This window comes from Caballeronia sp. LZ065, assembly GCF_031450975.1.
Taxonomy (GTDB): Bacteria; Pseudomonadota; Gammaproteobacteria; order Burkholderiales; family Burkholderiaceae; genus Caballeronia.
The window spans coordinates 1,600,106-1,614,630 of the sequence record NZ_JARUXV010000001.1; the positions used below are offsets into that span (position 1 = coordinate 1,600,106).

The 14,525-nt window shown below is 64.2% G+C and carries 13 protein-coding genes; 12 read left to right on the forward strand and 1 reads right to left on the reverse strand.

Features of this window, described 5'->3' with window-relative positions; translation table 11 throughout:
• The first annotated feature begins 111 nt into the window (after positions 1 to 111).
• From guaB to QCE63_RS07350, 4 genes are all read left to right on the forward strand, one after another.
• Positions 112 to 1,572 (forward strand): IMP dehydrogenase, encoded by a 1,461-nt coding sequence (guaB, locus tag QCE63_RS07335; RefSeq protein WP_309831963.1) that lies wholly within the window; start codon positions 112 to 114, stop codon positions 1,570 to 1,572.
• A 51-nt stretch (positions 1,573 to 1,623) separates the two neighbouring features.
• Complete coding sequence (locus QCE63_RS07340; protein WP_309831965.1) at positions 1,624 to 2,466, forward strand: hypothetical protein; 843 nt, start codon at positions 1,624 to 1,626, stop codon at positions 2,464 to 2,466.
• 191 nt (positions 2,467 to 2,657) lie between these two features.
• A complete protein-coding gene (gene guaA, locus QCE63_RS07345; protein ID WP_309831967.1) occupies positions 2,658 to 4,241 on the forward strand; it encodes a glutamine-hydrolyzing GMP synthase in 1,584 nt (527 codons plus the stop codon).
• Between the two features lie 267 nt (positions 4,242 to 4,508).
• Positions 4,509 to 5,216, forward strand: a complete 708-nt coding sequence (locus QCE63_RS07350) for a hypothetical protein (protein WP_309831969.1) — start codon at positions 4,509 to 4,511, stop codon at positions 5,214 to 5,216.
• 31 nt (positions 5,217 to 5,247) lie between these two features.
• Here QCE63_RS07350 and QCE63_RS07355 read toward each other — a convergent pair whose 3' ends face one another.
• Complete coding sequence (locus tag QCE63_RS07355) at positions 5,248 to 6,027, reverse strand: alpha/beta hydrolase (RefSeq protein ID WP_309831972.1); 780 nt, start codon at positions 6,025 to 6,027, stop codon at positions 5,248 to 5,250.
• Between the two features lie 364 nt (positions 6,028 to 6,391).
• Here QCE63_RS07355 and QCE63_RS07360 point away from each other — a divergent pair, with 364 nt between their 5' ends.
• The 8 genes from QCE63_RS07360 (at position 6,392) to QCE63_RS07395 (ending at position 14,429) form a co-directional block, all read left to right on the forward strand.
• Positions 6,392 to 7,774, forward strand: coding sequence for a hypothetical protein (locus QCE63_RS07360; RefSeq protein WP_309831973.1), 1,383 nt, complete (start codon positions 6,392 to 6,394; stop codon positions 7,772 to 7,774).
• 148 nt (positions 7,775 to 7,922) lie between these two features.
• Positions 7,923 to 8,450: a 2'-5' RNA ligase family protein gene (locus tag QCE63_RS07365; RefSeq protein ID WP_309831976.1), complete on the forward strand. Its 528-nt coding sequence runs from the start codon at positions 7,923 to 7,925 to the stop codon at positions 8,448 to 8,450.
• Positions 8,451 to 8,587: 137 nt separating this feature from the next.
• A complete protein-coding gene (ddpX, locus tag QCE63_RS07370; protein WP_309831978.1) occupies positions 8,588 to 9,151 on the forward strand; it encodes a D-alanyl-D-alanine dipeptidase in 564 nt (187 codons plus the stop codon).
• A gap of 35 nt (positions 9,152 to 9,186) precedes the next feature.
• Positions 9,187 to 10,779, forward strand: a complete 1,593-nt coding sequence (locus tag QCE63_RS07375) for an ABC transporter substrate-binding protein (protein ID WP_309831981.1) — start codon at positions 9,187 to 9,189, stop codon at positions 10,777 to 10,779.
• On the forward strand, positions 10,776 to 11,843 hold the full coding sequence (locus QCE63_RS07380) for an ABC transporter permease (RefSeq protein ID WP_309831984.1): 1,068 nt from the start codon (positions 10,776 to 10,778) through the stop codon (positions 11,841 to 11,843). Before QCE63_RS07375 ends, QCE63_RS07380 begins: the two co-directional genes overlap by 4 nt.
• An 18-nt stretch (positions 11,844 to 11,861) precedes the next feature.
• Positions 11,862 to 12,800, forward strand: coding sequence for a nickel transporter permease (nikC, locus tag QCE63_RS07385; RefSeq protein WP_309831986.1), 939 nt, complete (start codon positions 11,862 to 11,864; stop codon positions 12,798 to 12,800).
• A 1-nt stretch (position 12,801) separates the two neighbouring features.
• The gene (locus tag QCE63_RS07390; protein WP_309831988.1) at positions 12,802 to 13,674 is read left to right on the forward strand and encodes an ABC transporter ATP-binding protein; all 873 of its coding nucleotides are present in this window, start codon (positions 12,802 to 12,804) and stop codon (positions 13,672 to 13,674) included.
• Complete coding sequence (locus QCE63_RS07395) at positions 13,671 to 14,429, forward strand: ABC transporter ATP-binding protein (RefSeq protein WP_309831990.1); 759 nt, start codon at positions 13,671 to 13,673, stop codon at positions 14,427 to 14,429. Before QCE63_RS07390 ends, QCE63_RS07395 begins: the two co-directional genes overlap by 4 nt.
• Positions 14,430 to 14,525: the final 96 nt, after the last annotated feature.

Genomic DNA, 14,525 nt, shown 5'->3' on the forward strand with positions numbered 1-14,525 from the left:
GCGGCGCGGCGCCGGCCCGGTTTTGTCCGAGAGTGGCCTAACTTGCTGTTCGGACAGTGAAAACCCGGAGAACTATCGGTATAATCTGCTTTTGCGCCCATAGGATTTGCCATGCGTCTGATCCAGAAAGCACTCACGTTCGATGACGTGCTCCTCGTGCCCGCCTTCTCCAGCGTTCTTCCGCGCGACACCAGCCTGAAATCCCAGCTGACGCGCAACATCTCCCTGAACATGCCCCTCGTGTCCGCCGCCATGGACACGGTCACCGAAGGCCGACTCGCCATCGCCATGGCGCAGCTGGGCGGCATCGGCATCGTTCACAAGAACCTCACCGCCAAGGAACAGGCGCGCGAAGTCGCCAAGGTGAAGCGGTTCGAATCGGGCGTCGTGCGCGATCCGATCACGGTGCCGCCGCAAATGCGCGTGCGCGACGTCATCGCGCTGACGCAGCAACATGGCATCTCGGGTTTTCCGGTGGTCGAGGGCGCGCAGCTGATCGGCATCGTGACGAACCGGGACTTGCGCTTCGAAGAGCGCATGGATGAGCCAGTGCGCTCCATCATGACGCCGCGCGAACGACTCGTGACGGTCAAGGAAGGCACCTCGCTCGCCGAGGCCAAGGCGCTGATGCACAGTCACCGCCTGGAGCGCGTGCTGGTCGTCAACGACGCGTTCGAACTGCGCGGTCTGATGACCGTGAAAGACATCACGAAGCAGACCGAAAACCCGGACGCGTGCAAGGACGAAGACGGCAAGCTGCGCGTGGGCGCGGCAGTGGGCGTCGGGGCGGACAATGAGGAACGCGTGGATCTGCTGGCGCAGGCGGGTGTCGACGTGATCGTCGTCGATACCGCGCACGGCCACAGCCAGGGCGTGCTCGAACGCGTGCGCTGGGTCAAGCAGAACTATCCGCACGTGCAGGTGATCGGCGGCAATATCGCGACGGCGGCGGCCGCCAAGGCGCTCGTCGAGTATGGCGCGGACGCGGTCAAGGTCGGCATTGGTCCGGGCTCCATTTGCACCACGCGGATCGTCGCGGGCGTCGGCGTGCCGCAGATCACGGCAATCGCCAATGTGTCGGACGCGCTGCGCGGCAGCGGCGTGCCGGTCATCGCGGACGGCGGCGTGCGCTTCTCGGGCGACGTCTCCAAGGCGCTGGCAGCGGGCGCGAACGTCGTCATGATGGGCAGCATGCTGGCGGGCACCGAGGAATCCCCGGGCGACGTCTTCCTGTTTCAGGGCCGTCAGTACAAGGCGTATCGCGGCATGGGTTCGGTCGGCGCGATGAAGGACGGCGCGGCGGACCGCTACTTCCAGGACAACTCGGCGAACATCGACAAGCTCGTACCGGAAGGCATCGAAGGTCGCGTGGCCTACAAGGGCTCGGTCAACGCCATCCTGTTCCAGATCATCGGCGGCGTGCGCGCGAGCATGGGCTATTGCGGTTGCAGCACCATCGGCGAAATGCACGAGAAGGCGGAGTTCGTGCAGATCACCGCGGCGGGCATGCGCGAATCGCACGTGCACGACGTGCAGATCACGAAAGAAGCGCCCAACTATCACGTCGACTGAGCGTCGCTGTCCCTTGCTTCGCGCTTGTTCGTCAACTGACCTGGACTGCCCATGAAACCGTTGCTGCGCGTCGTGCTGGTCATCAATGCCCTGATCTTTCTGGCGTTCGGCCTGTTGTTCCTGCTGACGCCGTGGGCGGGCTTGTACGGCGCGTTGCAGCTGGACGCCATCCGGGTGCAGCCCGCGTTCGCCGGGCAATTGCTCGGCGTGGCGCTGATGGGCCTCGCATGGCTCGCGTTCCACGCAGCGGTTGACGGCGCGCTGACCGCGCGAGCGGCGCGCGTCTCGGGGCACGTGCAGTGGCTGTCGGGCGTCGTGGTGCTGGTCTGGCTGCTCGGATTGAAGATGCCGCAGGTCGACGGCTTCGGGCAGATGAGCGCGGCGGTGGTGGGCGTCGTGCTCGTGGTGCTCGGGTTCGGCAGCGTGAGGTTGTCGTCGGCGGTGCGCCGGCGCGAGCGGGCCGCGCAGGCGGGCGCCGCTTCGGCGCAACGTGCGGAAAAGCGGGCGGCAAAGACACGCGACAGTGCGCGCACGGAGCCCGAAGCAGTGACGCCCGTGGCGCCGGTTCCCGTTTCAGTGCCGCCGGACACGGCGGTGCGTCCGTCGGCGCGGGCACCCGAGGCGACCGGCATCGATCCCGCCAGCGGCCGCATGGTCGAGCCTTCGGGCCGTCCGCTCGATGGCGGCGCGGTGGATCCCGTGACCGGCGCGACACTCGATCCCGTCACGGGCCGCAAGCTCGATCCTGTCAGCGGACATGAGATCGACGCCGCGACGGGCCGGCGCATCGAGCCGGAGATCAGCCGCGGGATCGATCCGGCAACCGGCCGGCGAATCGAGCCGCTTGATCCGCTTGATCCGCGCGCGGGTCCGGCACGCGGAGCGCCTCGCTGAACAACGCGCGCGCTTTCCGGGCCGGCGCTGCTGCGAAGCGTGCGGGGCGCCGGGCGGCAACAGGACACACCAGCACGGTCGGCCAGGGCGCCGGCCGTCGATTCATTTGCGAACACTTCGCTGACGGCTCGCGCACGAGGGCGGACCGGCAGCATCGACATCAATCGTTCTTCTAGCCTTTGGCCGCAGCCATGCACGACAAAATCCTGATTCTCGATTTCGGCTCTCAAGTCACCCAGCTGATCGCGCGGCGTATCCGCGAATCGCACGTCTACTCGGAGATTCATCCGTATGACGTCGATGAAACCTTCATCCGCGAATTCGCGCCGAAGGGCATCATTTTGTCGGGCGGCCCGAACTCGGTCACCGAGGCGAAGTCGCCGCGTGCGCCGCAGATCGTCTTCGATCTGGGCGTGCCGGTGCTCGGCATCTGCTACGGGATGCAGACCATGGCCGATCAACTGGGCGGCAAGGTCGAGCTCGGCAATGTGCGCGAGTTCGGTTATGCGGAAGTGCAGGCGCTGAACCACACGGGCTTCCTGGAAGGCATCGAGGACTTCAAGGCCGAGAAGGGCGACTCCATGCTGAAGGTGTGGATGAGCCACGGCGACAAGGTCGTGGATCTGCCGGCGGGCTTCAAGCTGATGGCCTCGACGCCCTCATGCCCGATTGCCGCCATGGCCGACGACGACCGTCGCTTCTACGGCCTGCAATGGCATCCGGAAGTGACCCATACGGTGCAGGGCCGCGCGATGCTCGACCGCTTCGTGCTGAAACTGTGCGGCGCGAATCCGGACTGGGAGATGGGGCATTACATCGACGAAGCGGTCGAGAAGATTCGCGCGCAGGTGGGCAAGGAGAAGGTGATTCTCGGGCTGTCGGGCGGCGTGGATTCGTCGGTGGCGGCGGCGCTGCTGCATCGCGCGATCGGCGACCAGTTGACCTGCGTGTTCGTCGATCATGGCCTGCTGCGCCAGAACGAGGCCGAGCAAGTGATGTCGACGTTCGCGGATCACCTCGGCGTGAAGGTCATCCACGTCGATGCGAGCGAAGTCTTCCTGCAGAAGCTCGCCGGCGTGACGGACCCCGAGGCGAAGCGCAAGATCATCGGCGCGGAGTTCGTCGAGGTGTTCCACGCGGAATCCGACAAGCTCACCGACGCACGATGGCTCGCGCAGGGCACGATCTATCCGGACGTGATCGAATCGGCGGGCAAGGGCAAGAAGGGCGCGCATACCATCAAGAGCCATCACAACGTCGGCGGCTTGCCGGAGACGCTGAACCTCAAGCTGCTTGAGCCGCTGCGCGAACTGTTCAAGGACGAAGTGCGCGAGCTCGGCGTGAAGCTGGGCTTGCCGCCCGCGATGGTGTATCGCCATCCGTTCCCGGGCCCGGGTCTGGGCGTGCGGATTCTCGGCGAGGTGAAGCGGGAGTTCGCGGATCTGCTGCGTCGCGCGGATGCGATTTTTATCGAGACGCTGCGGACGACCATCGACAAGGAAACGGGCAAGTCGTGGTACGACCTGACGAGTCAGGCGTTTGCGGTGTTCCTGCCGGTGAAGAGCGTCGGCGTGATGGGTGATGGACGCACGTATGAGTATGTCGTCGCGCTGCGCGCCGTGCAGACGCTGGATTTCATGACCGCGCACTGGGCGCATCTGCCGCATGAACTGCTCGGACATGTGAGCAATCGCATCATCAATGAGGTGCGAGGGATCAATCGGGTGGTGTACGACATTTCCGGGAAGCCGCCGGCGACGATCGAGTGGGAGTGAGTGTCAGGCAAGCTCGGAACGTGCAGTCTTTCAGGTTCGCGCCGAGCTTGTTCAAACGTGTCGCGTGACTGAGTCAGCCGTGAGTGAAGGCTTCGGAGCCCGCCAAGTGCGGGCTCTTTTGCGTGACGGCAGCCCTTTGTCCATATAACGGCGCAATAAAAACAAGCCGCGCACTCCGGCGTGGATTCGCCGCGAGCGCACGGATTGCAGGCTCGCCAAACCGGAAATGGTGGCGTTGCGAAATCATTTTGATTGATGTGAGACCCAATGCAAGACCTGAAGGCCATTCTGGAAGAACTCGCGGATGCTGAACCCTACAACCCCTCGAAGAAGCTGTATATGAAATGGTCGAGGAAGCTAGCTCATCTGCTGCTTGTTCTCGGAGCGATATGCATGGCTCTGCTCGTCATGGCGGGCCTTGGGTACAAGCTACAACGTACACCGGCAATGGCGTATATCGCGCTCGCGTTCTACGTGCTGACTTCCTTGTTCAGCTTGTTGGCTCTGCTCGTAGAACCGGCCGTCCTTGTCTGGGTCATGCTGCGCTGGAAAGCGGAGACGACACACACCTTCGTCTCCGAAATCGAAAACGATGAAGCCAGCGTCAAGCGCCTGATCCGCCATGACGAGGATGCGTTGAAACGAGCGCAGTACTGGGTTCAACTCAAGATCAAGCGGTTCGATACACGCATCGTTTTCTTCTTCGGAGGAAGCACGGCCGTGTACTCGCTACTTGCGCTCACATTCTCGACCATCAAGGATGCGGGCGGACTGGCGTGGCTCCAACATACGTTTTTGCGCGGCTTTGCAGCCGACAATGTCACGAATACCGCGATCCTTTGGGGCATCGCGCTAATATTCGGAGTATCGATCGGAGCAATGCTGATGAAGTACGTACAGTCCCGCTTCGTGTATCAACAGGAATTGCTGGAGATGGCGTTAATGCGGAAGGCGTCGGCTCGATCGACGCCCTGAAAGCGGGCGCCGGCGCGTCCGGCGCTTGCTGTCACTGCATCCGAAGCAGATGACTGATCGCCTCCGCCAGCCCCTCCGGATTATCGTAGGCGATCATATGGGCGGTATCCGGCACGCATTGCACGACACACCCGGCCTGTTCGAACCGTTCGATATCCTCGCTACTCGCCGAAGCCGACAGAATGACGCCTTTCTCCCCTTCGAGCCGCGCGAGATCGCCGATCCAGTCGTTCGCGTTGTCATTCAGCGCTGACGTTGCCCACTGATAAATCGCATGCGGAGACGCGACTGAAAACGGCCCGAGCCACGCATCGTTCGTTCCCTGCGCTTTCAACTCCGCCAGAAACGCCGCGAAGCCTTGCTCGACGAATTCGTCTTCGTTCATCGCGGTGATTTCAGACAGCATGGACACGCCATATTCATTGATCCCAGGCTCACACAAGATGAGCGTACCGCGTCGATTCGACACATCCTGCGCCAGTTTCAGCGCAATGAACGCCCCGGCGCTGTGCCCGAAAAGATCGACGCTGCAAAACGCCTGTGCGCCGATGAAATTCGACAGCAATGCCACCTGCGCTCCCGAGGAATACTTGCCGGTGTCGGGCTTGTCGCTGAAACCGGATCCCATCAGATCCATCAAAAGCGATCGCTGCCTGGGGTAACCCTTCGAAGCAACTACAGGCGAATAGTCGCTGCTGGAAGCGCAGCCCAAGCCGTGGATGAAAAGCAGCGGTTGCTCCGCACTCGAGTCCGAATAAAGATCAAAGTAACGGAGGACATTATCTGTTTCGTCTGCGGCGAAGGTATTCATTGTCATCCTTGGAAACAATGTATTGGGTCTGGCAAATTCAGGCAATGATCGACACATCTTTCAAACACTGAGAAAGCCGGTTCCCATGATAGTTCGGCCTGACATCCGCAAAATCCGTGCATTCAATTGTGACGATTTCCAAGCTCTCAACGTGTGGTTCAACTGTCGCGGCGTCGCGCTCCCGCAGGAACGAATCCACTCGACGACGAACAGGGCGCGAGGGCGCGCGCTTCGCTGGCACGACGTTGTCCGCTCGTGGTCGGAAATTCAGAACACGACTGTCGCTGCATGCCACCTTTTTTTACAACCGACGGCGAACTAGCATCACCACCACGCAATTTCGATATTTTTCGTGGAGCGAAACATGTCTTACGGTTTCAAGTCGGCAGTAATCAGCGCCAGTGTCGCGAGTCTTGTGGCTTTGGTTGGGTTCCCGGATTCCTGCGAGGCGGCCTCTCGTTCGACTCCGAATTTCATCCCGGAAACAACCTTGCCGGCCGGCGGCAACCCCAACGGCATCGTCGCGCTTGATAAAGACGCCATATTCGTGGCGACGACAGCTACAAACCAGAGCGGCGTGGAAGTCGCCAAAGTGTTGATCTTTGGAAAGATCGACCACGGGTACCGGCAAACGGGCACGGTCAGGCTGAAAGCCGACGACCACGCGCAAGGCATGAGCATCACGCCGGACAAGACCACCTTGGTCGTTGCGCTGGAGAAAAGCGGCGTGGCACTGGTGGATGTCCATGACGCGCTGGCCGGCAAGGCAACGCCTTCGTTTGTGGACCAAAGCAATGGTGGCGCGTTCGCCCGTCCCGGCACCTTCGGGACAGCCGTTACGCCAGATGGCAAGTATGCGTTCGTCGCCAACGAGGACGGCAAGTTGACGCCCACGTCCGGCAGCGGCTACATCGGGCTCATCGCGCTCGACAAGCAGCGGGACGGCCGCACCCAAGGCAAGCCCGTGGGCTTCATTCCTGTCGTCGGCAACACGCTGGCGGATGTGTCGGTTTCCCCGGACGGCCAGCGAGCCTACGCGACCACCGAAATCGTATCAGCCGGAAACAAGACGCTCTCGGGTACTGACAATGCGGCGCTGGTCAGCACGCAATGCGTTCAGGGCAATCCCCAAAATCCGCGGCCGAATGGCGCGCTCAATGTCATCGATGTGGCAAAGGCCATCGAAGGCGCCGCGACGCCCGGCACTGCGCCGACCGTGATCAGCAATGCTGTCGTGACCTCCGTCGCCGCAGCCTGTTCGCCGGTTCGCGTCGAGGAAACGCAGGACGGATCCTCGGTCTGGGTCGTGGCGCGGGGCAGCAATGAACTGCTGCAATTCGACCGCGCCACGCTCGCCGTCGATCCCGACCATGCGTTGCTGCAGACCGTGGCCAGCAATGGCCTGTCGCCGGTCGCGCTGTACCTGGATCCGGCGCGTCCCCGTCTGATGGTGACGAACTCGGATCGCTATGGAACGAGCACGACGCGCGGGGCGAATCCGCCCATCAACCAGGTGAACCTTTCGGTGTTCGATGTCTCGGCACCGCACGCGGAGCTGGTTCAGACGCTCCCGACCGGCCAGTTTCCACGCGACATTGCCACGCTCGACAACGAGCGAACCGTGTTCGTCACCGATTACACGTCCTTCACGGTGAGCGTGTTCAGGCAAACGGACGAGAGCTCGGACCCCGGCGATACGGACATCAGCCCGTTTGGCATCTTCAGCGCGCACCCGGAACGGCGTTAATCTCATGGGGCGTTCGAGCGCGCAGCCGCTCCCCCCATGAGGAATCCGCCGACATGCTTCGAACTCCGCTGTCTCAGCCAATGATCGCATCGCGCGGCGCGGCATGAGCGCCGGCTCACCGGAACCGTCCGGCAAGCCGGCGCGCGTCTTGGCCACCGACTCGCTGTTCTTCGCCTTGTTCCCGGACGAAGCCGCGGCCGCACGTCTCACCGACCTGTCCAAGCAACTCCGCTCGCAATACGGCCTGAAAGCGAGGCCGATACCACTCGAAAGGCTCCACGTCACCCTGCATTATCTCGGCGCGTTCGCAGGCCTTCCTGACGGACTCATCGCGCGGGCGCATGCCGCGGCATCGAGCATCGCGCTGCCGCCCGCCGAAATCGAACTCGCTCGAATCGAAAGCTTTCCTGGCCGTCGCGCGAAGCGTCCGCTGGTACTTTCAGGCGATGCAAGCCCATCGCTTCACGCCCTCCACGCCGCGCTCGCTGACGCGGGCATCGCCGTCAAGCGTCATCCGCGATTCGTGCCGCATGTAACCCTGCTCTACGATGAACAGCGCGTGCCGTCCCATCCCGTCGCGCTCGTCGCCTGGCGCGCGCGCGAGTTCGCGCTGGTGCGCAGCCTGCTCGGTCAGTCGCGCCACGAAGTGCTCGCGCGCTGGCCGCTCGCGGGCTGATCCGAAAAAGCAATCCGGCAAAACGATCCGGCAAAACCATTGGACGGAAAGGCTTTCGAAGATTTTTCTGACGGGTTAAGGTTCGGGTATCGATACCCAAGCTGCACGCAACAGCGCTCTGCCCGGATCTCGAATACATGACTCGTTCCCGTCTGCTGCACGTTACGCCCGATACGCATCATGTCCAGATCGATCTGGTCTACGCGACCGATCGCAACCTCACCGGCAAGCCCATCTACAAGGCCCAGCACTGCCTGCTGCTGGAACCCGCCGAAGCCGCGTTGCGCAAGGCCGTCGAGATCGCGCGCAGCATCGGCATGACACTCAAAATCTTCGACGCTTACCGGCCGCCGCAAGCACAAAAGGTGCTCTGGGACTTCCTGCCCGATCCGACCTTCATCGCCGAACTCGGACGCGGCTCGAATCACAGTCGCGGCACGGCGCTGGACCTGACGCTCGTCGATCGCGACGGCCAGGAACTCGACATGGGCACCGGTTTCGACGCGATGGTGCCCGCGTCCGAACATTTCCACGGGGGCCTGCCGGAGCACGTGCAGCGCAATCGCACCTTGCTGCTGGGCGTGATGCATGGCGCGGGCTTCACGCACATCAAGAGCGAGTGGTGGCATTACGAACTGCCGGGCTCGCGCGAACTCGAGGTGATCGACAACGAAGACAGCGGCCCGCTGCGGCTCATGTGATGGCGGCATTCGAAAGATCCACAGGACGACACCCGATGAAGAAGGCATTGACGGCGCTCGCGTTCGCGGCCGCGCTGACGGCAGGTTTCGGCACGCAGCCGGCAGGCGCGGCCACGCCGAAAGACATGTTTGTCATGGCGACCTTGCTCGACGAATTCACGTCGCTCGATCCCGGCGAGATCTACGAACTGGTGCCGGAGGAATACGTCGCGAACACCTATGACCGGCTGGTGCGCGTGGACCTGAAGGATCCATCGAAATTCAATGGCGATGTCGCCGAGTCCTGGACCGTGAGCCCCGACGGCCTGACCTTCACCTTCAAGCTGCGTCCGGGCCTCAAGTTCCATTCCGGCAATCCGCTCACGGCCGACGACGTGGCCTGGTCGATCCAGCGCACCGCGCTGCTCGACAAGGGCGCGGCGGCGGTGCTGGCGGGCATCGGGCTCACGAAGACGAACGCCCTGCAGAACGTGAAGAAGCTGGACGACAGCACCGTCTCCGTGACGACCGACCGCCGCTACGCGCCGACCTTCGTGCTGAACGTGCTCGGCGCGTGGCCGGCGTCGGTGGTGGATCGCAAGCTGCTCGAAACGCACGCGAAGGGCAATGACTACGGCAACGAATGGCTCAAGACCAACGAAGCCGGCTCGGGCGCCTACAAGCTCGTCAAGTGGACCGCGAACGACAGCATCGTGTTGCAGCGTTTCGATGGCTATCGCGTGCCGCTCGCGATGAAGCGCATCGTGCTGCGCCACGTGACCGAGGCCGCGAGCCAGCGGCTGATGATCCAGAACGCCGACATCGACGTGGCGCGGGATCTCTCTCCCGACGACCTCGACACGCTCTCGAAGTCCGGCGTCATCAAGGCGACGGCCGTGCCGCAGGCCACGCTGATGTACCTCGGGCTCAACAACAAGAACCCGAATCTCGCGAAGCCCGAAGTCTGGGAAGCCATGAAATGGCTGATCGACTATCAGGGCATCCAGAAGAACGTGATCCGCACCACCTACAAGGTGCATGAAAGCTTCCTGCCCGAAGGCTTCCTTGGCGCATTGAACGAAAACCCGTATCACCAGGACGTCGCGAAGGCCAAGGCGCTGCTCGCGAAGGCCGGTCTCGCAAACGGCTTCACCGTGAAGATGGACGTGCGCAACGACTATCCGTACAGCGAGATCGCGCAGGCGGTGCAGGCCAATCTCGCGCTCGCGAACATCAAGGTGCAGCTCGTGCCGAGCGACAACAAGCAGACGCTCGGGCGCTATCGCGCGCGGGCGCATGACATCTACATCGGCGAGTGGTCGGCGGACTATATCGATCCGCACAGCAACGCGCAGGGTTTCGTGTGGAATCCGGACAACTCGGATGCATCGAGCTACAAGATGCTCGCATGGCGCAACGCGTGGGACATCCCGCAGCTGACGAAGGAAACCGACGCCGCGCTCGCCGAGAGCGACACGAAGAAGCGTGCGCAGCTGTACGAGAAGATGCAGCGCGAGGTGCTCGCGAAGTCGCCGTTCGTGATCATGTTCCAGAAGGTGTCGCAGGTGGCGGCGCGTCCGGGCGTGACCGGCCTCGAAGTCGGGCCGATCAACGATCTCGTGTCCTATCGCACTCTCAGGAAGCAGTGAGCGCGGCCACGTTCATCGAGCGCGTGCGCACAGCCGGCGCGCGGCGCGGCGGATTGCGCATCGCGCTGGCGCTGCTGCGCTGGTTCGCGATGCTCGCCATCACGTTCACCGGGCTGCTGGCGATCACCTTCTTCATCGGCCGCAAGATTCCGATCGATCCGGTGCTGGCCATTCTCGGCGACCGCGCGTCCGCCACCGCCTACGCGGCCGCGCGACTGCAACTCGGGCTCGACAAACCGCTCGTCGAGCAATTCCTGATCTACGCGCGCGACGTGCTGCATGGCCATCTCGGCATCTCGCTGCTGACGGCCAATCCGGTCATCGACGATATCAAACGCGTGTTTCCCGCCACCCTCGAACTGGCGACGCTGTCGACCTTCGTCGGCGTGGCGATCGGCGTGCCGCTCGGCGTCGCGGCGGCGGTGCGGCACAACCGCATCGTCGATCATCTCGCGCGCGTGATCGGGCTCGCGGGCAGTTCCGTGCCGGTGTTCTGGCTCGCGCTGATGGGCCTCTTGCTGTTCTATGCGCGGCTGCATTGGGTGTCGGGTCCGGGCCGCATCGATCCGATGTACGACGGCATGGTCGATACCCGCACCGGCAGCCTGCTGATCGACTCGCTGCTCGCCGGCGAGTGGGATGTCTTCAGGAACGCGTTCTCGCACATTGCGCTGCCGGCGGGCGTGCTGGCGTTCTATTCCATTGCGTATCTGTCGCGCATGACGCGCTCGTTCATGCTCGAACAACTGAGCCAGGAATACGTGACGACGGCGCGCGCCAAGGGCCTGCCCGAGCGCCGCGTGATCTGGCGTCACGCGTTCGGCAACATCGCGGTGCCGTTGCTGACGGTGATCGCGCTCGCCTACAGCTATCTGCTCGAAGGTTCGGTGCTGACCGAGATCGTGTTCGCGTGGCCCGGGATCGGATCGTATCTGACCGGCGCGCTGCTCAACGCCGACATGAACGCCGTGCTCGGCAGCACGCTTGTGATCGGCGCGACCTTCATCGCGCTCAATCTGCTGACCGATGCGCTCTACCGCGTCTTCGATCCCCGCGCGCGCTGACATGGAGCACACACGCCGATGCAATCGCCCGCGGACCGCACGCCGATGACACGTCAACGGGGAAGCTGGCGCGCCTGGCTGCTCACCGACACGCCCGCGTCCGCGCGGCAGGCGTCGCTCGGGCGCGCGTACCGGCGCTGGCGGAGTTTCGCGTCGAATCCGCTCAGCATGCTCGGGCTCGCGATCCTGCTGCTGCTCGTGGCGACGGCCGCGTTCGGGCCGCTCGCCGTCACGCGCGATCCATTGGCGCAAGTGCTCGCCGAACGCCTGACGCCGCCGGGCGCGGCGCACTGGTTCGGCACCGATCAACTCGGCCGCGACATTCTCTCGCGGCTCGTGTACGGCTCGCGCCTGACCCTGGCCATCGCGTTGCTGGTGGTCGTGCTGGTCGTGCCGGTGGGCTTGCTGATCGGCACGGTGGCGGGCTATTGCGGCGGCATCGTCGATACGGTGCTGATGCGCGTCACCGATGTCGCGCTCGCGTTTCCGAAGATCGTGCTGGCGCTCGCGTTCGCCGCGGCGCTCGGGCCGGGCGTGCTGAATGCGGTCATCGCGCTCTCGATCACTGCGTGGCCGCCGTATGCGCGGCTCGCGCGCGCCGAGTCGCTGCGGCTCGCGCAGTCGGACTATATCCACGCGGCGCGCCTGCAAGGGGCTTCGCATCTGCGCATCGTGCTGCGCTATATCGTGCCGATGTGTTCGTCGTCGGTGATCGTGCGCGCCACGCTCGACATGGCCGGCATCATTCTCGCCGTCGCGGGGCTGGGCTTCCTCGGGCTGGGCGCCCAGCCGCCGAGCCCGGAATGGGGCTACATGGTCGCGGCGGGGCGCAACGTGCTGCTGGACGCCTGGTGGGTCGCGACGATTCCCGGCCTCGCGATCCTCGCGGTAAGCCTCGCCTTCAACCTGCTCGGCGACGGTCTGCGCGACGTCTTCGATCCCCGTCATGGAGGCTGACATGGACGAGCCGCTGGCACGGTTCGACGGCTTGAAGGTGGCTTTCACCGCTACCGACGGCACGCTCACGCCCGCCGTGCGCGGCGTCTCGCTGACGGTGCGGCGCGGTGAACGGCTTGGCATCGTCGGTGAATCGGGCTCGGGCAAGTCGCTGACCGGGCGGGCGCTGCTCGGCTTGCTGCCGCCCGAGGCGCGCTGGTCCGCCGACGCGCTGCGCTTCGAGGGCCAGGATCTGCTGGCGATGCGTCCGAAGGAACGTCGCCGGCTGTGCGGCACGCGCATGAGCATGATCCTGCAGGACCCGAAATACTCGCTGAATCCGGTGATGACGGTCGCGCAGCAGATGCGCGAGACCTTCGTCCGGCAGACGCCCGGCGAGAGCCGGCGTCAGCTGCGCGAGCGCATCGTCGCGGCGCTCGAAGCGGTGCATATCCGCGATCCGCAACGCGTGGCCGACGCCTATCCGCACGAGCTGTCGGGCGGCATGGGGCAGCGCGTGATGATCGCGATGATGGTGAGCGCAGGGCCGCGGCTTCTGATCGCCGACGAGCCCACGAGCGCGCTCGACGTCCTCGTGTCGATCCAGGTGCTGGCCGTGCTCGACGAGATGATCGAACGCCACGACACCGGGCTCGTGTTCATCAGTCACGATCTGCCGCTGGTGATGTCGTTCTGCGACCGCGTCGCGGTGATGTATGGCGGACGCATCGTCGAGACCTGCGCGGCGCGCGATCTGCGGCACGCCACCCATCCGTACACGCAAGGGCTGCTCGCCGCGCATCCGCCGCTCGATCATCCGCCCGACGAACTGCCGACCTTGCGCCGCGATCCCGCCTGGCTCGCGGAGACGTTCGACGCCGGAGCCGCGCGATGATCGAGATCGACCGCGCGCTGATCCGCTTCAGCACCCGCACCGGCCACGTCGACGCCGTGCGCGACGTGTCCTTGCAGGTGAACGAGGGCGAGGTGTTCGGGCTCGTCGGGGAATCGGGCAGCGGCAAGTCGACGCTCCTGCGCGGGCTCGCCGGTCTCGCGCCGCTCGCGGGCGGGACGATGCGCATTGGCGGCGAGACGGCGTCACGCCGCGCGCGCCGCGACGTGCAGATGGTCTTCCAGGACCCGTATGGCGCGCTGCATCCGCGCTTCACCGTCGACAAGACCTTGCGCGAGCCGCTCGCGATTCACGGCATCGGCGACCCGGACGCGCGCATTCTCGCCGCGCTGGGCGAAGTCGGGCTCGGGCCAACCTTCAGATTCCGCTATCCGCATCAGTTGTCCGGCGGCCAACGGCAACGGGTGTCGATCGCGCGTGCGCTGATCGTCGAACCACGCGTGCTGCTGCTCGATGAACCCACGTCGGCGCTCGACGTGTCCGTCCAGGCCGAAATCCTCAATCTGCTGCGGCGGCTCCATCGGGAACGCAAGCTCACGATGATGCTCGTCAGCCATAACCTGTCGGTCATCGGCTTTCTGTGCAGCCGGATCGCCGTGATGCGCAATGGCGAGATCGTCGAACAGGTGGACGTGGAAGCGGTGCGTGCGCGTCGCGTCGAACACGAGTACACGCGGCGCCTGCTCGCCGCCACCGAAGGCTATACGCGACGTCCGGAAGGGGCGCCACGAACGTAGTCGTCGTACAAGCATATCCGGCACCGAGCGGTCAAACGCATGTTGCGCAAAGGACGCATATCGATGTCAGTAAGCCCTGTATACGGCGGCAGCCCA

Coding starts and splice junctions, on each gene's coding strand:
- QCE63_RS07350 (WP_309831969.1), top strand. CDS start 4,509: ATGCAAGACCTGAAGGCCATTCTGGAAGAACTCGCGGATGCTGAACCC.
- guaA (WP_309831967.1), top strand. CDS start 2,658: ATGCACGACAAAATCCTGATTCTCGATTTCGGCTCTCAAGTCACCCAG.
- QCE63_RS07395 (WP_309831990.1), top strand. CDS start 13,671: ATGATCGAGATCGACCGCGCGCTGATCCGCTTCAGCACCCGCACCGGC.
- QCE63_RS07340 (WP_309831965.1), top strand. CDS start 1,624: ATGAAACCGTTGCTGCGCGTCGTGCTGGTCATCAATGCCCTGATCTTT.
- QCE63_RS07360 (WP_309831973.1), top strand. CDS start 6,392: ATGTCTTACGGTTTCAAGTCGGCAGTAATCAGCGCCAGTGTCGCGAGT.
- ddpX (WP_309831978.1), top strand. CDS start 8,588: ATGACTCGTTCCCGTCTGCTGCACGTTACGCCCGATACGCATCATGTC.
- nikC (WP_309831986.1), top strand. CDS start 11,862: ATGCAATCGCCCGCGGACCGCACGCCGATGACACGTCAACGGGGAAGC.
- QCE63_RS07390 (WP_309831988.1), top strand. CDS start 12,802: ATGGACGAGCCGCTGGCACGGTTCGACGGCTTGAAGGTGGCTTTCACC.
- QCE63_RS07375 (WP_309831981.1), top strand. CDS start 9,187: ATGAAGAAGGCATTGACGGCGCTCGCGTTCGCGGCCGCGCTGACGGCA.
- guaB (WP_309831963.1), top strand. CDS start 112: ATGCGTCTGATCCAGAAAGCACTCACGTTCGATGACGTGCTCCTCGTG.
- QCE63_RS07355 (WP_309831972.1), bottom strand. CDS start 6,027: ATGAATACCTTCGCCGCAGACGAAACAGATAATGTCCTCCGTTACTTT.